The 21985-nt window shown below is 56.7% G+C and carries 15 protein-coding genes and 1 other RNA gene; 13 read left to right on the forward strand and 3 right to left on the reverse strand.

The genetic code is table 11. The features are described 5' to 3' along the window. The first annotated feature begins 260 nt into the window (after positions 1–260). The 11 genes from TU80_RS22805 (at position 261) to TU80_RS22850 (ending at position 16909) form a co-directional block, all read left to right on the forward strand. Complete coding sequence (locus TU80_RS22805; protein ID WP_017847401.1) at positions 261–1955, forward strand: lactate permease LctP family transporter; 1695 nt, start codon at positions 261–263, stop codon at positions 1953–1955. A 136-nt stretch (positions 1956–2091) separates the two neighbouring features. Then, positions 2092–2916: a (Fe-S)-binding protein gene (locus TU80_RS22810; protein ID WP_046382035.1), complete on the forward strand. Its 825-nt coding sequence runs from the start codon at positions 2092–2094 to the stop codon at positions 2914–2916. Further along, on the forward strand, positions 2913–4364 hold the full coding sequence (locus TU80_RS22815) for a LutB/LldF family L-lactate oxidation iron-sulfur protein (RefSeq protein ID WP_017847399.1): 1452 nt from the start codon (positions 2913–2915) through the stop codon (positions 4362–4364). The genes TU80_RS22810 and TU80_RS22815 overlap by 4 nt, the downstream gene beginning before the upstream one ends. After that, the gene (locus tag TU80_RS22820; RefSeq protein WP_057005461.1) at positions 4364–5035 is read left to right on the forward strand and encodes a LutC/YkgG family protein; all 672 of its coding nucleotides are present in this window, start codon (positions 4364–4366) and stop codon (positions 5033–5035) included. The genes TU80_RS22815 and TU80_RS22820 overlap by 1 nt, the downstream gene beginning before the upstream one ends. After that, the gene (locus TU80_RS22825) at positions 5032–7842 is read left to right on the forward strand and encodes an FAD-binding and (Fe-S)-binding domain-containing protein (protein WP_046382032.1); all 2811 of its coding nucleotides are present in this window, start codon (positions 5032–5034) and stop codon (positions 7840–7842) included. The genes TU80_RS22820 and TU80_RS22825 overlap by 4 nt, the downstream gene beginning before the upstream one ends. Before the next feature lie 137 nt (positions 7843–7979). Next, positions 7980–8264: a hypothetical protein gene (locus TU80_RS22830; protein ID WP_046382031.1), complete on the forward strand. Its 285-nt coding sequence runs from the start codon at positions 7980–7982 to the stop codon at positions 8262–8264. A gap of 102 nt (positions 8265–8366) precedes the next feature. Further along, positions 8367–8760, forward strand: a transfer-messenger RNA (tmRNA) gene (gene ssrA / locus TU80_RS31955). A gap of 173 nt (positions 8761–8933) precedes the next feature. Beyond that, a complete protein-coding gene (locus TU80_RS22835) occupies positions 8934–10139 on the forward strand; it encodes a tyrosine-type recombinase/integrase (protein WP_033898248.1) in 1206 nt (401 codons plus the stop codon). 140 nt (positions 10140–10279) lie between these two features. Continuing rightward, positions 10280–15157: a DEAD/DEAH box helicase gene (locus tag TU80_RS22840; protein WP_057005462.1), complete on the forward strand. Its 4878-nt coding sequence runs from the start codon at positions 10280–10282 to the stop codon at positions 15155–15157. Between the two features lie 487 nt (positions 15158–15644). Next, entirely contained in the window at positions 15645–15854 is a 210-nt protein-coding gene (locus TU80_RS22845; RefSeq protein ID WP_235000071.1) for a helix-turn-helix transcriptional regulator, read from the forward strand. After that, the gene (locus TU80_RS22850; RefSeq protein WP_057005463.1) at positions 15854–16909 is read left to right on the forward strand and encodes an AAA family ATPase; all 1056 of its coding nucleotides are present in this window, start codon (positions 15854–15856) and stop codon (positions 16907–16909) included. The genes TU80_RS22845 and TU80_RS22850 overlap by 1 nt, the downstream gene beginning before the upstream one ends. 144 nt (positions 16910–17053) lie before the next feature. On the opposite strand, the gene TU80_RS22855 is transcribed toward TU80_RS22850, so the two are convergent. Then, complete coding sequence (locus TU80_RS22855; RefSeq protein ID WP_235000069.1) at positions 17054–17887, reverse strand: hypothetical protein; 834 nt, start codon at positions 17885–17887, stop codon at positions 17054–17056. A 126-nt stretch (positions 17888–18013) separates the two neighbouring features. Continuing rightward, a complete protein-coding gene (locus TU80_RS22860) occupies positions 18014–18589 on the reverse strand; it encodes a recombinase family protein (RefSeq protein WP_017735523.1) in 576 nt (191 codons plus the stop codon). A 226-nt stretch (positions 18590–18815) separates the two neighbouring features. Between TU80_RS22860 and TU80_RS22865 the strand changes: the two genes are divergently transcribed. Beyond that, a complete protein-coding gene (locus TU80_RS22865; protein WP_057005464.1) occupies positions 18816–19784 on the forward strand; it encodes a hypothetical protein in 969 nt (322 codons plus the stop codon). A gap of 543 nt (positions 19785–20327) precedes the next feature. Beyond that, positions 20328–20693 carry a hypothetical protein gene (locus TU80_RS22870; protein WP_057005465.1) on the forward strand — a complete coding sequence of 122 codons (366 nt, stop codon included), beginning with the start codon at positions 20328–20330 and terminating at the stop codon, positions 20691–20693. Between the two features lie 379 nt (positions 20694–21072). Here TU80_RS22870 and mobI read toward each other — a convergent pair whose 3' ends face one another. Then, a complete protein-coding gene (mobI, locus tag TU80_RS22875) occupies positions 21073–21534 on the reverse strand; it encodes a conjugative transfer protein MobI(A/C) (protein ID WP_057005466.1) in 462 nt (153 codons plus the stop codon). Between the last annotated feature and the right edge of the window lie 451 nt (positions 21535–21985).

Genomic DNA, 21985 nt, shown 5'->3' on the forward strand with positions numbered 1-21985 from the left:
ACTCTCTCTCCACGATCCCGACCACTCGCCGGGGCCTCTATTCTGGCCTATCGCAACGCTTGCAGCACCCATCAGAACATCTTCGATTGATGCGATCAGAGCGCCCGCCCTCCCGCTTAAGACCAAAGTTTCGCAGGCGGCAAATTGACACATCCCTGCCTAGGCTTTTACTCTAGCCAACAGCGGCTGTAAATTGGTATTACCAATTATCCAAGCCGACTAAAATGTGCCTGACCAACAACAATTAGGGGCCACCCCATATGCAAACCTGGCAACAGCTCTACAGCCCGCTCGGCAGCCTCGGCCTGTCCGCACTGGCCGCCGTTATTCCAATCGTATTTTTCTTCCTGGCTCTGGCCGTGTTTCGCCTTAAAGGCCACGTCGCCGGCAGCATCACGCTGGCGCTGTCGATCCTGGTGGCGATCTTTGCCTTCCAGATGCCGGTGGACATGGCACTGGCCGCTGCCGGCTATGGCTTTGCCTACGGCCTGTGGCCCATCGCCTGGATCATCGTCGCTGCGGTATTTCTCTACAAACTGACGGTCAAGAGCGGCCAGTTCGAGATCATCCGCAGCTCGGTACTGTCGATCACCGACGACCAACGCCTGCAGGTCCTGCTGATCGGCTTCTGCTTCGGCGCCTTCCTGGAAGGTGCCGCCGGCTTTGGTGCTCCCGTGGCGATTACCGCCGCGCTGCTGGTCGGCCTGGGCTTCAACCCGCTGTACGCCGCCGGCCTGTGCCTGATCGCCAACACCGCGCCCGTCGCCTTCGGTGCCCTCGGGATTCCGATCATCGTCGCCGGGCAAGTGACCGGCATCGACGCGTTCAAGATCGGCGCCATGACTGGTCGCCAATTGCCACTGCTGTCGCTGTTCGTTCCGTTCTGGCTGGTGTTCATGATGGACGGCCTGCGCGGCGTGCGCGAAACCTGGCCGGCCGCCTTGGTGGCAGGCTTGAGCTTTGCCATCACCCAATACTTCACCTCCAACTTCATCGGCCCGGAACTGCCGGACATCACCTCGGCCCTGGCCAGCCTGGTTTCCTTGACTCTGTTCCTGAAAATCTGGCAACCCAAGCGCACCGCCGGCGCGCAGATTGCCGGTGCGACCTCCAGCGCAACGATCACCGCCAGCGCCGGCGGCTTCGGCCTGCCACGCAGCACTGTCGCTTCGCCCTACAGCCTGGGGCGAATCTTCAAAGCCTGGTCGCCGTTCCTGATCCTGACCGTGCTGGTGACCATCTGGACCCTCAAGCCCTTCAAGGCGATGTTCGCCGCAGGCGGCTCGATGTACAGCTGGGTGTTCAACTTTGCGATCCCGCACCTGGACCAACTGGTGGTCAAGGTTGCGCCTATCGTGACCAACCCGACGGCCATCCCCGCGGTATTCAAACTGGACCCGATTTCAGCGACCGGCACTGCGATTTTCTTTTCCGCGCTGATCTCGATGCTGGTATTGAAGATCGACATCAAAACTGGTCTTACCACTTTAAAAGAGACCTTCTACGAACTGCGCTGGCCGATCCTGTCCATCGGCATGGTGCTGGCTTTCGCGTTCGTCACCAACTACTCGGGCATGTCCTCGACCATGGCATTGGTCCTGGCCGGCACCGGCGCAGCCTTCCCGTTCTTCTCGCCGTTCCTCGGCTGGCTGGGGGTTTTCCTGACAGGCTCCGACACCTCGTCCAACGCGCTGTTCAGCTCGTTGCAAGCCACCACCGCCCACCAGATCGGTGTCAACGACGTCCTGCTGGTCGCGGCAAACACCAGCGGCGGCGTGACCGGCAAGATGATTTCGCCGCAATCGATCGCTGTGGCCTGCGCCGCTACCGGCCTGGTCGGCAAGGAATCCGACCTGTTCCGCTTCACCCTCAAGCACAGCCTGTTTTTCGCCACCATCGTCGGGCTGATCACACTGGCCCAGGCCTACTGGTTCACCGGCATGCTGGTGCATTGAGACCACAGGTAATCACGCAATAACCGACGCCGAACCGCGATTTCGGCGTCAGCTCTCCACAACCCTTCTGCCGGGCCGCTGAACACGCTGCGGCCCTGACGGACGGACAACCGGGACCACCCGGAGAACGCGCCTGATGAGCGAGCTTTTTTACAACGCCGTGCCGAATGCCACCCGTGTCGCGCCGCCTCTGGCCGAGCCACGCGAATACCCCCACGAAAAACCGCAGAAGGTCTACCTGTTCGGCACCTGCGTGGTCGATCTGTTTTATCCCGAAGCCGGCATGGACGCGATCCACCTGCTGGAACGCGAAGGGATCTGCGTGGATTATCCCCAAGGGCAAAGCTGCTGCGGGCAACCGGCCTACACCTCGGGCTATACCGACCAGGCCCGGCAAGTGGCACGCGCGCAACTGGCGCTGTTCGCCGGCGACTACCCGGTGGTGGTGCCATCCGGCTCCTGTGCCGGCATGTTACGTGAGCACTACGCCGACCTCTTCAAGGACGAACCCGACACCCTCAAACAGGTGCAGGCCCTCGCGGCCCGGACTTATGAGTTGGCGGAGTTCCTGTTGTTCGTGTGCAAGGTTCAACTCAACGACAGCGGGGCGCCGGTCAAGGTCGCCCTGCACACGTCGTGCTCCGCGCGTCGGGAAATGAACACCCACCTTCACGGCCGCGAACTGCTTGCCCAATTGCGCAATGTCGAACGCGTCGACCACAGCCACGAAAGCGAATGCTGTGGCTTTGGTGGGACGTTCAGCGTGCGTATGCCAGACATTTCCGGCGCAATGGTGGCCGACAAGACCCGAGCCTTGCAGGACTCCGGCGCCCATCAAGTACTGAGTGCTGATTGCGGTTGCCTGATGAACATCAATGGCGCTCTGGAGAAACAACAGGCGGCCTTACGCGGGCAACACCTGGCCAGCTTTCTCTGGCAACGCACCGGGGGTGAACGATGAACGCCGCGCTGATTCCCACCGTCGAGGTGTCGGAAGACTTCCGCACCCGCGCCCACCAGGCACTGGGCGACGCGCAACTGCGAAACAACTTTCGCAATGCGATGGATTCCCTGATGAGCAAACGGGCGGCGTCTTTCAGCGACGCCCACGAACGCGAACACCTGCGCGCCCTCGGTAACGCGGTGCGCGCCCGCGCCCTGTCGAAGCTGCCCGACCTGCTCGAACAACTGGAAGCCAACCTGACCCGAAACGGCGTGACCGTGCATTGGGCAGAAACGGTTGAAGAGGCCAATGCGATCGTGCTGTCGATCATCCGCCGGCGCGAAGCCACGCAGGTGATCAAAGGCAAATCCATGGTCAGCGAAGAGATGGAGATGAACCACGTACTCGCCGCCCAAGGCATCGAATGCCTTGAGTCGGACATGGGTGAGTTTATTGTTCAACTCGACCATGAGAAGCCGTCCCACATCATCATGCCGGCGATCCACAAGAACGCCAGCCAGGTCGCGTCGCTGTTCCATGAAAAACTCGGCGTGGAGTACACCAAGGATGTCGACCAGTTGATTCAGATTGGTCGCCGCGTGCTGCGGGAAAAGTTCTTCGAAGCGGATATCGGCGTCTCCGGCGTCAACTTCGCCGTGGCCGAAACCGGCACGCTGCTGCTGGTGGAAAACGAAGGCAACGGGCGTATGTCGACCACAGTGCCACCCGTGCATATCGCCGTGACCGGCATCGAGAAGGTCGTGGAAAACCTGCGCGACGTGGTGCCGTTACTGTCGCTGCTGACCCGCTCCGCGCTCGGCCAGCCGATCACCACCTACGTCAATATGATCTCCGGCCCGCGCAAGGCCGATGAGCTCGACGGCCCCGAAGAAGTCCACCTGGTGCTGCTGGACAACGGACGCAGCCAGGCGTTTGCCGACAGCGAATTGCGTCAGACGCTCAACTGCATTCGCTGCGGCGCATGTATGAATCATTGCCCGGTGTATACCCGAATCGGTGGCCACACCTACGGCGAGGTCTACCCCGGCCCTATCGGAAAAATCATCACACCGCATATGGTCGGCCTGGCAAAAGTACCGGACCATCCCAGTGCGTCTTCGTTGTGCGGTGCTTGTGGAGAAGTGTGTCCGGTAAAAATTCCGATCCCGGCCTTGCTACGCCGTCTGCGGGAAGAGAACGTAAAAGCGCCGGATAGCCCACACCCCGTGATGCGCGGCCAAGGCAGCAAGTATTCGCGCCAGGAGCGGTTCATCTGGAACGCCTGGGCCAAGCTCCACAGCTCACCGACGCTGTACCGCCTGTTCACATTCGCCGCCACGCGCCTGCGCGCCCTCGTACCGAACAACGTCGGGCCATGGACGCAAAACCATAGCGCGCCTAAACCCGCCGCCCGTTCGCTGCATGACCTGGCACGCGAGCATTTGGCCAAACAGGGAGCGCGTTGATGAGCGCCAAGCAAAATATCCTCGGCAAATTGCGCCACAGCCTGACGGGCACAACACCAGTGCCCGACAACTTCGATGAGGCCCTGGTCACACAGATCTACACCTACCCGCCAGAGCAGCGCATCGCACAATTGCGCAAGCTGATGGAGGCGGTGCATACCGAGATCCACCTGACCCGCGGCGCCGAATGGCCAGCTTTACTCGCGCAGCTGCTGCAAAAACGCGAGCTGCCCAGCCTGCTCATCGCGCCGACAACCGAGCATGGGCGGCGCATCACCGAGCACTGGTCGAACCATCCGCAATTGCCGCAGCTCAAAGCCTACGACCGCCCTGTGGAAGAATGGAAAGCCGAGCTGTTTAATGACACACCGGCCAGCCTGACCACGACCCTCGGCGCCATCGCCGCCACCGGTAGCCTGATTCTGTGGCCCACGCGGGAAGAACCGCGACTGATGAGCCTGGTGCCGCCGGTACACTTTGCACTGCTCAAGGCCAGCGAGATTTACGACAACTTTTATCAGGTCCAGCAGCAATTCGCCTGGGCCCAAGGCATGCCCACCAATGCCCTGCTGGTGTCCGGCCCGTCGAAGACCGCTGACATCGAACAAGTTCTGGCTTATGGCGCCCACGGTCCGAAGGACCTGGTGGTGCTGATCCTGGAGGACCAATGAGTCTGCCTGCCGCTTTCCTTGCTGACGTCGCACAGCTGATCCCGAAAATTCGTCGCTTCGACGACCCACTTTCCACCTTGGCATTTGGCACAGACGCCAGTTTTTACCGACTGATCCCACAGCTGGTGATTCGCGTCGAGTCGGAAGACGAAGTCGTGGCGCTGCTGAAACTGGCCCAGCGCGATCATGTTCCGGTGACCTTCCGCGCAGCGGGCACCAGCTTGTCCGGGCAGGCCATCAGCGATTCGGTGCTGATCGTACTGGGGGACAACTGGAACGGCCGCGAAATTCGTGGGCAAGGCACGCAGATCCGCCTGCAACCCGGCGTGATCGGCGCCCAGGCCAACGCCTGGCTGGCGCCATTCGGGCGCAAGATCGGGCCGGATCCGGCGTCGATCAACGCCTGCAAAATCGGCGGCATCGTCGCCAACAATGCCAGCGGCATGTGCTGCGGTACGGCGCAAAACACCTACCACACCCTGGCCGGGATTCGCCTGGTGCTGGCCGACGGCAGCCGCCTGGACACCGAAGATGCCGCCAGCGTCGCGGCATTTCGTCAGCAGCACGGCGCGCTGCTTGAACGCCTGGCCACACTCGGGCGGGAGACGCGGGCAAACGCTGAACTGGCCGCCAAAATCCGCCACAAATACCGTCTGAAAAATACCACCGGCCTGTCACTCAACGCCCTGGTGGATTTCGATGAGCCGCTGGATATCCTCAGCCACCTGCTGGTGGGCTCCGAAGGCACCCTGGGCTTTATCAGCGCAGTGACTTACGACACCGTCATCGACCACCCGAACAAAGCCTCGGCGCTGATCGTATTCCCCGATGTCGAGACCTGCTGCAATGCGGTGACCGTCCTGAAAACCCAACCGGTCTCAGCGGTTGAGCTGCTCGACCGACGCAGCATGCGTTCGGTGCAGGACAAACCCGGCATGCCCGCCTTCGTACAACATCTATCGGAAAATGCCTGCGCACTGTTGATCGAATCCCGTGCGGCATCGCCCTCTTTGCTCCAGGAGCAACTGGCGCTGATCATGGCGTCCCTGGCGGCGTTTCCGGTGGAAAAACAGGTCGACTTCACCGAAGACCCGGTGGAAAACGCCCGCCTGTGGGCGATCCGCAAAGACACCTTCCCCGCCGTCGGCGCCGTGCGCAAAACCGGCACTACGGTGATCATCGAAGACGTGACGTTCCCGGTCGAGCAGTTGGCCATCGGCGTTAACCGTTTGATCGAGCTGTTCGACAAACACCACTACGACGAAGCCATCCTTTTCGGACACGCTCTGGAAGGCAATCTGCACTTTGTGTTCACCCAAGGCTTCAACAGCAGCGAAGAAGTCGCACGCTACCAAGCGTTCATGGACGACGTCGCCCAACTGGTGGCCGTAGAGTTTGGCGGCTCACTGAAAGCCGAGCATGGCACCGGCCGCAACATGGCGCCGTTCGTCGAGCTGGAATGGGGCAGCGACGCCTATCAACTGATGTGGCAACTCAAACGCCTGCTCGACCCCAACGGTATTCTCAACCCGGACGTGGTGCTCAGCGAAGATCCGCAGATCCACCTTAAACACCTCAAGCCGCTGCCTGCCGCCGACGAGCTTGTGGATAAGTGTATCGAGTGCGGTTTCTGCGAGCCGGTATGCCCGTCGAAAGGCCTGACCTTAAGCCCGCGCCAGCGCATCGTGATCTGGCGCGATATCCAGGCGAAGAAACGCGCCGGCATCGACACCACTGAACTGGAAACGGCCTACCACTACCAGGGCATCGACACCTGCGCCGCCACCGGGTTATGCGCCCAGCGCTGCCCTGTGGGAATCAACACCGGCGACTTGGTGAAAAAACTCCGGGCCCGCGACGCCGACCATACGAAAACCGCCGAATGGTTGGCCACCCACTTCGCCACCGCGCTGCAAGGCGCGCGCTTTACCCTGCACGTCGCCAACGGCGCACGCATGCTGTTGGGCGCGCCGCGCCTGGCCAAGTTGTCGGCCACAGTGAGCAAGTTGTCCAAGGGACAAATCCCACAATGGACCAACGCCATGCCGCAACCGGAAAAAGCCATTCGCTTCAGTCCGGCGGTGACCGATGAGCGGCCACGCGTGGTCTACCTCGCGGCATGCGTCTCACGCGCCATGGGCCCGGCAGCTGGCGATAAAGAGCAAACGTCGCTGTACGACAAAACCCGCGGCCTGCTGGAAAAAGCCGGCTACCAAGTCGTCTTCCCCGACAACCAGGACAACCTGTGCTGCGGCCAGCCTTTCGCCTCCAAGGGCTATGCCGAACAGGCCGAACACAAGCGCCAGGAACTGATCGGCGCCTTGCTCCACGCCAGCCGCGGCGGCCTCGACCCGATCTACTGCGACACCAGCCCCTGCACCCTGCGCCTGGTGCAAGACCTGGGCGAAACACGCCTGGACCTGTACGACCCGGTACGATTTATCCGCACACACCTGATGGACCGCCTCGACTTCATACCGCAGGAAGCACCGATCGCCGTACACGTCACTTGCAGCACCCAGCACCTCGGGGAAAGCCAGGCCCTGATCGACCTGGCCCGCCGCTGCGCGAAAACCGTGGTGATCCCGGAAGGCATCCACTGCTGTGGTTTTGCCGGCGACAAAGGCTTCACCACCCCGGAACTCAACGCCCACTCCCTGCGCTCACTGAAAGACGCCGTGCAATATTGCAGCGAAGGCATCTCCACCAGCCGCACCTGCGAGATCGGCCTGAGCCAGCATGGCGGCATCGATTACCACGGGCTGGTCTACCTCGTGGACCGCGTAACCCGACCGAGGGCGCACTAATCCTGCACAAAAACAGAACCCCTGCGCGGCGACGTAGTCATCTGCATAGGCCTCGGCGATCGAGGCTCATCAGTGATGTCGCTGGCAGCCCTTGAACGCCAGCAGCGTCGAGCCCTTTTTCGCAAGGAGATACCCTTATGAAGCATTCCGCTCTTGCTGGCGTGTTCATTACCGCTGCGATGCTGGCCTCACCGGCGTTTGCCGCCGGAAAAACCGACCAGCTTTGTCAGATTAATCTCGACAAAATCAACAACGGCAAAGCCCTGCTCGCCACCGACACCACTGGCAAAAGCGGCGAAATCGACACCGCCGTGTCTCAAGCCAAAGCCGCCCAAGCAGCAGGTGATGACAAGAGGTGCATAGAGATCACGTCCAAAGCCCTGCAAGACCTACAGAACAGCGACAAAGGCGCCAATCAGTAACACCTCGACGCTCATGGCCAACCTTCGGGTTGGCCTTCTGTGACCGTTTGGCGTACACTGCACAGGCTTGTCACTCACTAAGAAACAACGAGTTACAAGCACGGGGCCGTTTAGGATTCGACGCCGGTCGCGAAACTTTAGGTGCATGCCGAGTTGGTAACAGAACTCGTAAATCCACTGTTGCAACTTTCTATAGTTGCCAATGACGAAACCTACGGGGAATACGCTCTCGCTGCGTAAGCAGCCTTAGCCCTTCCCTCCTGGTACCTTCGGGTCCAGCAATCATCAGGGGATGTCTGTAAACCCAAAATGATTGTCATATAGAACAGAATCGCCGTGCAGTACGTTGTGGACGAAGCGGCTAAAACTTACACAACTCGCCCAAAGCACCCTGCCCGTCGGGTCGCTGAGGGTTAACTTAATAGACACGGCTACGCATGTAGTACCGACAGCGGAGTACTGGCGGACGGGGGTTCAAATCCCCCCGGCTCCACCATTTAGTCTTCCCAGGAAGACCCAGAAAAGCCGTAAAGCCTAGAGAAATCAAAGCTTTACGGCTTTTTTCTTGCCCGCGTTTTCCCACCTGGTCCCAGGGCATCCCACAGTTGACGGGGGCATATATGGGGGCATAAAACGCTCATCAGCTCGCTCGGAGAGGATGTGCCCCCAATGCCCCTGAAAGACACCAACTGCCGCAACGCTAAGCCCCAGGACAAGCCCTATCGGCTATACGACGAACAGGGTCTGTACCTGGAAGTGCAGCCCAACGGAGGCCGTTACTGGCGCTTGAAATACCGTTTTCTGGGAAAGGAAAAACGCCTGGCTCTTGGTGTTTACCCTGAGGTCGGCTTGCAGGAAGCTCGGCGCAAACGTGATGACGCTCGCGTCCAACTTGCCAGCGGCCAAGATCCTTCGCTGCAAAGACGCATGGCCAAGGTGGTCAGCCAACTTGATCACCAGCACACTTTTGAATCGGTTGCCACGCAGTGGCTCAATATTCGCGAATCCTCCTGGGACCCGGAGTACACCCGGACTGTACGGCAGCGCCTTGAGCTCAATGCCTTCCCCTGGCTGGGAAAACTTCCGATTAGCAGCATCAGCACGCCCATGCTGGTCGAAAACCTCCAGCGCATTATCAAGCGCGGCGCTCGCGAGACGGCGCGTCGTGTTGCCCAGATCTACAAACAGATTTTTGAGTTCGCCGAAGCTGCCGGCATCACCCCGCCCAACCAGATAGGGAATCTCTCACGAACGCTCCCAGCCAAGCGGGTGAAACACTTTGCTGCCGTGACCGATCCTGAAAAACTCGGGGCACTGCTCAAAGCACTGGATAGCTACACGGGAACAATGCCTGTTTGTTGTGCACTCAAACTGGCCCCATTGCTGTTCTGCCGGCCCGGTGACCTGCGCCACATGGAGTGGTCGGAGGTCAATCTGGATGCGGGCGAGTGGTTGATTCCCGGCCACAAGATGAAAGGGCTCACTGCCACCAAACAGGATCGTCCGGATCATTTGGTTCCCCTGAGCCAGCAAGCAATCGCTGTTCTGCGCGAGCTGAAACCACTCACCGGCAGACATCGATACGCCTTCCCCTCGGCACGAGGAGGCGACCGGCCGATGTCCAACAATGCCGTACTCAGCGCATTACGCCGCATGGACATCAGCGGCGACGAAATGACCGGGCACGGCTTTCGTGCGACAGCGAGAACCATAGGTGCGGAGGTGCTGGGATTTCGCCCAGATCTCTTGGAGCATCAGCTCGCTCACACGGTAAAAAATCCGCTGGGACGTGCGTACGATCGAACCAGCTTCTTGCCAGAGCGGCGTGAAATGATGCAGATCTGGGCCGACTTTTTGGACTCGATAAAACGCTGAATGCAAGCGCCCCCATCAGCCAGCGAGCCCTCAAGCTAATACGAGCACTATCTTATCGCTCCAGTACTGGCTGAATTGCTAAACTGCGCCGATTTGGCGCCTGTAATGCGCCAGACGCAGTCCAAAAGGAATTCCTACCGATGTCAGCCTTATCAGCTTTGCTGAATACCTACCGCAGCGCTTCTGTCACCGAACGTGAAAAAGGTACTTACTTCGAAGAGCTGATTTGCACTTACCTCCGCAACGAAGCCACCTACCGCGACCTTTACGACAAAGTATGGACGTATGCGGAGTGGGCGAAGGAACAAAGCCTCAGTGGCAAGGATGCGGGCATTGATTTAGTGGCTCGCACCCAGGGCACCGGCGAGTACCACGCCATCCAGTGCAAGCTGTACGCCGAGGACTACAAAGTCCAGAAGAAGGACATAGACAGTTTCTTCACCGCCTCGGGCAAAGCGCCGTTCTCGCACCGCGTCATTGTTGCCACCACCAACAACTGGAGCGAGCACGCCGAGGACGCGTTGCAGGGCCAGCAGCCTCCGGTCAGTAAAATCGATCTGCAAGCCCTGGAAGACAGCCAGATAGACTGGGCCAAGTACCAGCCCAATCAGGCAGTCGCTCTCAAGGCCAAGAAGCAGCTGCGCGAGCACCAGCAAACCGCGTTGAATGCCGTGGCCGCTGGCCTCAAGGACGCCGAACGCGGCAAGCTGATCATGGCCTGCGGCACCGGCAAGACCTTCACTAGCCTGAAAATTGCCGAGCAGCAGGCCGGCAAGGGTAGGCGTGTACTGTTCCTGGTGCCTAGCCTGTCGCTGCTATCGCAGACCCTTACCGAATGGACGCAGGAAAGCGCCACCCCGCTCCACAGCTTTGCCGTCTGCTCCGACAGCGACGTTGGCAAGAAGCGCAAAGCAGAGGATGACGCGGTTCAGGTGTTCACCCACGAGCTACGCTACCCGGCCACTACCAAGGCAGATCGCCTCGCAGCGGAAATGCTCAAGCGCCATGATGCCGAGCACATGAGCGTAGTGTTCTCCACCTATCACTCCATCGATGTGATCAGCCGTGCCCAGGCTGATCATGGCCTGGCCGCTTTCGATCTGGTGATCTGCGACGAAGCGCACCGCACCACGGGCGCCACCTTTGACGACGACGACGAAAGCAACTTTGTGCGCGTTCACGATGCCGACTACATCCGCGCCACCAAACGTCTGTACATGACCGCCACGCCGCGCATCTACGGTGACAACGCCAAGCTCAAGGCCGAGTCTGGCGAAGTCACCCTGTGCTCGATGGATGATGAAGCGCTCTACGGCAAAGAGCTGTTCGTCATCAACTTCTCCGAGGCCGTTCAGCGCGGCCTGCTCACCGATTACAAGGTGCTGGTACTCACCGTCGAGGAGAGCACCATTAGCCGCCGCCTTCAGGAGATGCTGAAGGACGAGAACAACCAGCTCAAGGTAGACGATGCCGCCAAGATAGTCGGTTGCTGGAAGGCTCTGGCCAAGCAGGGATTGGCCGAAAACTTGGTGGGTGATGATAAGCCCATGAGGCGCGCTGTAGCTTTCTGTCAGGTCATCTCGCCCAACTACAAGGGCACCAAGCACAAGGTCAGCTCGATCAATATCGCCAGCATGTTCCAGTCGGTGGTGGAGGCTTATCAGAAGTCAGAAAACATCGATGAGTCCTCACGCATCATCTGCGAAGCCGCACACGTCGATGGCGGCATGAACGCCAGTGCCAAGGAAGCCAAGCTCAAATGGCTCAAGGAAGAACCGCCAGCCAACACCTGCCGCATCCTCAGCAACGTGCGCTGCCTGTCTGAAGGTGTGGACGTACCAGCGCTTGACGCCGTGCTCTTCCTAACCCCGCGTAACTCCCAGGTGGACGTGGTGCAATCCGTTGGCCGGGTAATGCGTAACGCACCGGGAAAGAAGCGCGGCTATGTGGTGCTGCCCGTGGTCATTCCGGCCGGCATGGAGCCCCACGAAGCGCTCAATGACAACCAGACCTACAAAGTGGTTTGGCAGGTGCTGCAGGCACTGCGGTCGCACGACGACAGCTTTGACGCCATGGTCAACAAGCTCGACCTGATCGGCTCTGACCCGCGCAAGATGGAAGTCATCGCCATCACCGACAAGGCCGAAAAAAAGACCAGGAAATCTAGCGGCACCAGCAATGGCCAGGCAGGCAAAGGCCAGTACGGCATTGGTGAGAAACGCGCTAAGTACGAGGTCGAAGGCCAGATGACCCAGCAGGCCGAGCTGGCCTATGAGGTGGGGGAAATCGAGAAGGCCATCTACGCCAAAATCGTCGACAAGTGCGGCAACCGCCACCATTGGGAAGACTGGGCTAACGACATCGCCAAGATCGCCCGTACCCATATTGACCGTATCCAGGGAATCCTGGAAAACACGGCTAACACCCAGGAAAAAGATGCCTTTAACGCCTTTGCCGCCGAACTGCGTGACGACCTCAACGACAGCATCAGCGATGGTGAGATTATCGAAATGCTCGCCCAGCATTTGGTAACCAAACCGGTGTTTGATGCGCTGTTCGAAGAGTACAGCTTCGCTAGCCACAACCCCATGTCTAAGGCGATGCAAGGCGTACTTGATGCGCTCCATGAGCACCACCTGGCAAAGGAGGCGGACACCCTAGATAAGTTCTACGCCAGCGTACGTCAACGCGCGGCTGGTATCGACAACGCCCAGGGCAAGCAGAAGATCATCGTCGAGCTGTACGAAAAGTTCTTCCGCAACGCCTTCCCCAAGATGACCGAGCGCTTGGGCATCGTTTACACCCCAGTCGAGGTGGTGGACTTCATCCTTCAAAGCGTAAATCACCTCCTGCAAAATGAGTTCGGTCAGACCCTGGGCAGCAAGGGCGTTCACATTATCGATCCTTTCACCGGCACCGGCACCTTCATCACCCGCCTGATCCAGTCAGGCCTGATCAAGCCGGAAGAACTGCAGCATAAGTACAAGCACGAAATACACGCCAACGAGCTGGTGCTGTTGGCCTACTACATTGCAGCCATCAATATCGAAGCGACGTACCACGGTGAAGTGACTGAGGAATACACGCCTTTTGAAGGAATCTGTCTGACTGATACATTTCAGATGTACGAGAAAGACGATCTAGTTGATGTGTTGCTCGAGGATAACAGCGCCCGCCGCAAGCGGCAGAAGGACTTGGATATTCGGGTGATTATTGGCAACCCTCCATACTCAGTGGGCCAGGGAAGTGCCAACGACAACAACCAGAACATAGCCTATCCACATCTAGATAGTCGTATTCGCAGCACGTATATAGAGGGGCAAAATATTACACTTACACGCTCACTGTATGATAGCTACATTCGTGCAATACGATGGGCCAGCGATCGAATTGGTAGTAGTGGAATTATCGGGTATGTATCAGGCTCAGGATTTATTGATAAATCCGCAATGAGTGGCATGCGTAAAGCCCTGACTGAAGAGTTTACCAATGTTTACGTTTTGAATCTCCGGGGTGATATTCGAAAAAACATGCTAAGCAAAGGCCGTGCTAAAGAAGGGCAGAACGTCTTTGGTAGCGGCAGCATGACTGGTGTAGCTATAACCCTATTTGTAAAAAATCCAGCCTCCAAAAACCATGGGAACATCTACTATCACAACATCGGAGACGACCTAAGCCAGTCGCAGAAGCTAGAAAGGCTCAGCAGTCTCGTGAGCATTTCAGGCGTATCTGCTGAACACTCTTGGCAATCTATCACTCCCGACATACACAACGACTGGCTTGGCCAGCGCGACGACAGTTTCAGTGACTTTATTAAAATGTCCAGCTTAGAAGGTGCGTCGATATTCAACGCTAGTTCTCCCGCCATAATGACCAACAGGGACTCATGGTGTATTAATTTCTCAAGAGACAAGCTACACTCAAACATAAATAAAACCTTAGATTTTTATAACTCGGAAGTTAAGCGATTTTCAACATCAGGAGAAAACATAGATATTGGAGACTTTGTAAACTCAGACCAAAAGCAGGTTAGTTGGTCTAGAGGTCTTCGGAATGATTGCGAGCGCCTAAAAACCCATAAAATACATAGCGGCGCCTTCATGCAGTGCTGTTATAGACCTTTTACAAACAGCTGGATTTATACCGATAAATCGCTAGTAGAATCTCGCGGAAAAACCCCTGACTACTTCAATGATGAAAATAAAGTCATAGCAATTTCCGGAAAGGGTTCCCGAAGCGGATTTTCTGCCTTAATGCTACGCAGTGTTGGAACGTATGACACTTTGGAGAAAGCGCAATGCTTTCCTCTTTACTTGTATAGCTGCGACACTAACAAAGCTGATAAGGGCGACCTCTTTGAAGACTCTCAAACCCAGCTACAAAGTCATCGCCGTGATGCCTTGACCGACGAAGGCCTACTGCACTTTCACAATGCATACCCCGGTGAGCAGATCATCAAGGAAGACCTGTTCTACTACGTCTACGGCATCCTTCACTCCCCGGATTACCGCGAGCGCTTTGCTGACAATCTGAGCAAGGAGCTTCCACGCATTCCGGCAGTGAAGAAGGCTGAAGATTTCTGGGCCTTCAGCCAAGCGGGTCGCGCCTTGGCCGAACTTCACGTGAACTACGAAACCGTCGAGCCGTACCCCCTAACCATCGAAGCCAAGGGTACGCTGACCAACGCGGATTACCGGGTAGAGAAAATGAAGTTCGCCGAGAAGAGCGACAAGAGCACTGTCATCTACAACCCCCGCATCACCCTCAAAGACATCCCCGACGCTGCTTGGGATTACGTGGTCAACGGCAAAGCCGCACTGGACTGGGTGATGGAGCGACAGGCCGTACGCACTGACAAAGCCAGCGGCATCGTCAACGACGCCAACGACTGGGCCAATGAAACCATGGGCAACCCCAAGTACCCACTGGAGCTGTTCCAGCGCGTGGTCACCGTGAGCTTGGAAACCCAGAAAATCGTCAAGGCGCTACCCAAACTCGATATCGGCACAGATGAATAGTTGAGTCCGAAAGAACGCGGAGCATCCAGTCAACTACTGCCTTGGTTGGGCCACCCTTGCCCAACCAAGGCAGAGCATCTACTGATTGCCAGCCCGGCACTCTCATGTTAAAAACTGTCCGTCCCAAGCGATCCCTATCGATCCGCAACGGTCCGCCACGTCGCCCTGGTAACGACGTTAAAAACTTTCGCCTCGTTCGCATCCGTTGAGCGGGCCGCATCAACTTCCATCGGTTGATTTGTGCATCCGGCCTGAACGGCCTCATTCCGTTCGGCCCCTAGAAGCCTCACGGCCTAGAATTTCTGTAGCCCACAACGACCTCCGACGCTACCGAACATTAATCTCGGAAACGCGCATATTCCTATGCGTGTGGCAAATGCCCGTGCTCGCTATATAGCCAGCCGATATCCGTCTTTTACCCTTTTTAGCAGTAGTGCCGGAGGACGCTGCCTCACGCTTCAGGACCTAGGACTCAAAACCTATGGCAATGCACGTTAGCAACTTTGACGACGTCAGCGACGATGACAAAATTCTTCGTTTACGCGATGTCGAGGCAATCGTCGGCCTAAAACGCTCAACGATCTACCGTAAAATATCGGAGGGCCTTTTCCCGCGACAACGTCTTTTGTGCGGTTCCAGCGTCGGCTGGCGTAACAGTGAAATCCAGGCTTGGATTCGGCAAAGGGAGGCGCTGTAATGCAGCGCCGAACACCTCAACAACCGGGCTGGATGATAGAACTCACAGCAGCGGTCGATATTCCAGCGGAAAAAATCCAGTGGATTTGGCCAGGCTGGCTGCCAAAGGCAAAGTTATCCATTCTTGCCGGCGCAGGTGGATGCGGTAAAACCACGCTGGCAATCTCGCTGGCCGCCACGCTCAGCAGAGGTGGTGACTGGCCAGACGGCAGCAAATGTGAGGCAGCAGGCAACATCGTCATCTGGAGCGGCGAGGATGGTATCGCTGACACGATCATTCCCCGCCTTACGGCTGCAGATGCAGACCTAACCCGCGTGCACATTATCGAGGGGCTCAGAGATCAACGTGGGAACAGACGACAGTTTGATCCTGCAGCCAACTTTTCCCTTTTGGATGAAGCAGCCGCAAGGATTGACGGCGTTTCATTGCTGATTTTCGACCCACTGATCAATCTCATTCGTGGGGATATGCACCGGGCAAACGAAGTTCGGCAGGGGCTACAAATGGTAGTGGATTTCGCAGAGCAGCATTGTTGCGCTGTCCTCGGTATATCTCACCTGAGCAAAGGTACATCCCAGTCATCCGTAGCTGATCGCGTAATCGGCAGCCAGGCATTCTCAGCACTTGCTCGCACGGTACTGGTGGCTGGGAAAGCTCAAAATTCCGAAGCGCGAGTGCTTGTCCGACCGAAATCCAACGTCTCGATTGATAGTGGGGGGATAGAGTACTTCGTTGAGCCCTTATTGATAAACGAGCAGTTGGAAACAACCTGCATCCGGTGGGGAGAGGCCGTCGAAGGTAGTGCTGAAACTATTTTGGCGGATATCGAGCGAGCGGGCGGCGAAAGACCAGCATCAGCTACTCAAGAGGCGTGCAGCTTTCTTGAGGAGACGTTGCAAGCTGGGCCTGTTGCAATCAATGCGTTGATGGCTTTAGCTGAAGAACGTTGCATTTCTTCGGCGTCACTTCGCAGAGCCCAGAAACAGCTAGGTATACGTTCACACAAAACAGGTATGCAGGGCGGATGGGCATGGGAGCTTCCCACCGCTCCCTGAAGGCGCTCAACGCACGTCGAAGGTGCTCAATACTTGTGTTGAGCACCTTCGTTTTTATTGAACGCCTTCGACTCGCGAGAGAGTCTGTATGACTGATTCCGCAGATAAAACCCCGGCACGCCAGGCGCACAGGTCGACCACGAACTACTTCCCAATGAAATAGAGATTGCCGTTCTTGTTGTAAATAGCGGCAGGTCGGAAGTCCTTAGGCCAATTCCGTCCAGGGTAGTATGCATACATCCATTCGGGCAGGTGACGAGCAATACCCGCCAGCGCATCCATGCCGTCCTTATCAGCTCTGCTAGCGTCAGCAAATAGTTCGCCTGAGGGATCGGTCAGGAAAATCGGGCCGTAGGCTTTCTCGGCCGAAATGAATGCTGGCGCAGCGCTCGCCGGAGCGTCGAACGGTGCAGGGTTCCCAGCAGCCAAATCTACAAGCCTGTCGTATTTCTTGCCTGATCCGTCAGCGTACTTAGCCGGCTCATGACGCAACTTTGAGATTTTCCCACCGAAGTATTTTTCTCTCGCATCAAGCCAGGCCAACCTGACCAACGCAGATGCCTCCTTTGGGTTAGACGCGAGTTCCTCAGGCACCCACGCAGCAACCTGGTAATGATAGACAGGGCCAGCGCTGCCACCACCCAGCAAGAACAACCCGACGCCAAGAGAGGCTGCTCCTGCGCTGCTAAAACCAGTTGGAGGTGACACGTATCCCAAACCTGCCGTCGCTAGACCTCTAGAGCCTCCTGAAGACCGCGGCGCGCTCAGGTTATCTGCTTCATTCCCAACCATTTCACTTGGAATATCGCGCTGACCATCGATGCGCATGGCTTCCAGAACCAGCATGGCATCGGACCATTTCTCGCGAGGAACATCTTTAGGTTCTGGCAACGTGACCCTCGGGGTACTGGAGCAACCAACCAGCACAACCAACAGCAAGGTACCAACGCATCCCTTCACAGAAAAAAGCATCGACATGAAAACTCCCTATTTATTCAGTGGTAGTCCGGCACACGTAGTACGCCAGAGACATCCTTCACTTGCCTGCTAGGTCATAGCGCCCAAAATTATCTGGGCAACTTCAGCGGAAAATAACACCACCACTTAAACGACCGCAGATGATTTCGGCGAACCGACGTAGCGGTAAAGCGTTGTTCGAGAAACGCCATACCGTCGGGCAACATCGGTTACCTGTATCTCAGGATCTCTGAGAAGAGCTCGTATCTCACGCACCTGACGATCATCCAGCGCAGGCTTGCGTCCACCTTTTCTCCCACGGGCACGAGCCGCAGCCAGTCCTGCACGAGTTCGTTCTCGAATGAGGTTGCGCTCAAACTCAGCCAGGGCAGCGAACACGTGAAAAATCAGCTTGCCGGCAGCGCTGGTGGTTTCGATTCGTTCGGTTATGGATTCGAAGGCCACCCCTTCCTGCTCCAAGCTACTGACAATCCCAACCAAGTCAGGCAAAGAGCGACCGAGGCGGTCCAGTCGCCAGACAACCAGAGTGTCACCATTACGCAGAGCTTTAAGGCAATGCCCCAGCTCCGGCCTGTCCGCCGACTTGCCGCTCATGGTCTCCTCGTAGACTGTTGAGCACCCAGCCAGAGCAAGTGCATCTCGCTGCAGGTCGAGGTTCTGATCATCAGTCGACACTCGGGCATATCCAATCCGCTTTCCCATACGTTTTTCTCACACTGATTTCGGTACAGGAAAAGTGACAGGAAAGCGGTAAATCCCAAGTCCAAAAGATCATCTGGAATAGGTGTGCCATAAACGACCGTTTATTGGACGGATGCGCTCGTCAATTTCAGGCGCTGAAAGCGACCAAAACCGAACCCCAGAATATTTTTCCTCGCTCAACATTTCCTTCAGCAGCTCAGCACCTGAGCTGAATGGAGGAATGACCATGAAGCAGAGTTTCCACGCACATTTTGATCGGGACTTGACCAAGGCCGGTTCGGCAATTCTCAGGGAGGCAGTCCGGCGCGGGCTTCTCAGTCAGCACGAGGCCATGATCCACGACCAGCAATGGGCGCAGTTTAGTGCTTATGCCAACGAGTCTCATGAGGTAGACATCTTGGAATTCGTCAATAAAAAATTGGTGAGGGAGTACGGGGAAGAGCTCTATATCCAGACATACCAAGGAAATCTCCCACTGCAAAGCGTGTCGGGCCTGCTTGAGACTGTATATGTAGTGATGGGCTTCGCAACTAATGGGCACTGGAAAGGCGTAGCGGCTAACGTCGGTAGCCGTCTTGGCTTTCCAAGCTATGCACGGATTACCGTACCGCGCAGTCTTGACCGTACTAAGTTTGAAGCCGCGATGGTGGATATTCAGGCTCTCCACTCAGAGCAGCTAGCAACATTAATCAGGTCAGTTCGATACCTCGGCATGTCATTGCTTGAGGCTTTTTTCTTCGACGCAGAAGATGCTCACAAGGACGCCGAAGAAGAAAACATCTTTTATGTGTTCAGCAAAGATAAACATGAGCATCGGATCATTAATATCTCTGCCCCTGAGCAAATTGTAATTTTGAAGAAGGCCGCGGCATTTCAAAAACTTCAGGGCAGCAGCCACGCGACACCAGCAGCTTGGCGTACATGGAAATTAAAGAACCTACCTGCAGCTCAAGAGCTTTTACTTTCTCACGGACTAAACATTGATGATTGTCGCGCGGCATATGCCTGCGAGCTCTACTGGCGATTGTCTGGTCACCACGCCCCGATTCTTGGGGGCAAAGCTCCCCAAGATGAGGATCTGGAGGCCCGGAATCACGTCGCCTACGAGCTCGGGAATATGCGTATCTGGGAAACTGATGCGTACGTTGGTGCCCGAGCCAACCTGAGGAAGGAAGCCGCCGGTACCAATCGCTAAGCCATCACACCGCAGATTTGGGATTAGATCAGACGCCCTTAACCTTGGCAGGGTTCGAATTAAAGGAGTCAGGGAATGGATCGTTTTGAATTGCTTGTATATGCCGTGCTTGCCGTCATCAGTGCGCTGACTATCGCAGGTGTAATTGGCTATATGGTCGCAGCGTACCTGGACAAGAAGCACGGCGACGATTGAGCCTTCAGCGGAACGGCCAGATACCTGCAACAAACTGTCCGCTGCCCCTTGGCAGCGGGCGCTTACCCAAATCCATCGGCAAGGCACACTACCGCTGCGATACGCAGTATTTTCCCAAGCCTATGAGGTCATGGGATGACTTCGGAAGGGTTGTCAATTTCCGCACCCTAGCGAAAGTGACCGGAGCGCCGAAGCATTTAGATCTGCAACATGCACGCCCTCCGTGTGGCGAGCTAGCTTGCCGAGTACGCTAAAACCCGTGCGCGGACTCATGGGCAGCATCTCATCTTGGGTTTTCCGAAAGCTACCGGAGAGTGTTTAGCGACCTCATCTAACCGGAGCAGCACCATGGAATTTCGTCACCTTGGTAACGGGCAGTACTTCCCACCTATTGCACCAAACGGTCGGATTTACGCTGTACCTCTTGGGCAGGATACCCAGGTAGAAATTTTCTGCCTGGCCCCAGTAGGCATCATGGGCGCGGGCATCCAATTACGCTGGTCAGAAATCGTTGGTTGTTACTACGACGACGAATCATGGGAGATCATCCCGCGCAACTACTCGGGACGAGGGATGCGCTTCCGCAGAGGCCTATCCTGCATCATGGTGATCGCAGGCAACGAGGCTCTCACGACCCACATCCAGGGCTACCCCATTCCCATCTGCGTAATGAACCGCATTGCATTCGAACAGCAGCGAGGCAGCCACGGGTAGCGCGTTACCGTCACCACCCGCTGCGCGACACAGGTACCAACAGGAACGGCACCTACCAATGTTTATTTTATGAAAGTGAAGCCTTTCACTACTAATACAGATCAAAGCTGGGCGGCAGACTTGGTCGTAAGCGTCACTGCTAATAGCAAATACGGCCTCCGCCCCCGCCTGAATGGGCCTGCTGGCTGACAGCGAGTAGATTTAGCGCCCTACACTGCTTATAGCCCGAACCCGTCGCCTTCCCTGATCAAGCGCAGCAATATATCTCGCCGTAGTTCACTGCTGATACGAGAAAGCCCCGCCAGAGCAAGCTGAACGGGGCTTTCGGGATTTACAATCGGGTCAAATCTGTTCGGCACTGCTTATAGGTACTCAGCCGCTACCCTCCCGAATAGAGGTCGCCATGATTAAGCGCTTGGTATCTAGACAGCTTCTTCTCATAAGCGACCAACGTCCGACGTAGCTGACGATTCTCGCTCGCAACGCGGCGAATCTCTGCAAGCCGCCCCTCAACTTGCAGAACGAGGTGACGGTATGGGTATTCCACAAACTCAAACGAGGAAGCCGGGTATTTATGTTTGCCATTCCCCTTGGCAATAGTCAGGGGCGCGAATTTGTTTTTTTGTCCTTGCAGCGGCACCAGTTTGCACCAGTAGATCGAATACGCATTCGGGCTCGTTTGCTTGATTGAAACGGCAGCCACGACAGATTTGACCCCGGTCTTTTTGTACAGCTTCATGGACGCATCCACATAGCTTGCTACCAAGCATCTCGCGTCCGTAAGCAACTGCTCGTACTGCTGATCCAACAGGGTGACTATCGTTTGTGCTTCTTTGCTCATGACGAAGGCTCTCTTCTTTGTAAGAGCCAAATGGTGACCGATCGCTGAGCACCCAGGATTCGATTTCAGACCGTTCTACCGTCGGAAATCTACGGAAAGTGGGCGGACTGGCTCAGGCTGTGACCCAGCTTCGCATGAGATGACGGACGGATGACGACATGTCAGTCGCAGAAAAACATAACGTGCAAAGGATGCACGATAGATGACGGCGGCAGCCTTGACCCTGTGCGAAACAAGGTCGACATGTTAGAAGCAAATGACAGCGAGCGGGCGTGTATCCCTGCCAAGCTGCAACTGGCCAATTTCTGCCAGTTACGAAAGGCAGAAATCGGCCGATTCTGTTGAAAAAGTCGTACTCGCTTAGCCAAGGTGACCGCCTGCATCAATGAATAGCTTGCGGAGTTTTTTTCGAGCCGCCTCTGAAAGACGCGGTGAATAGCGTTGAAACTCT

Source organism: Pseudomonas veronii (assembly GCF_001439695.1).
Lineage (GTDB): Bacteria > Pseudomonadota > Gammaproteobacteria > Pseudomonadales > Pseudomonadaceae > Aquipseudomonas > Aquipseudomonas veronii.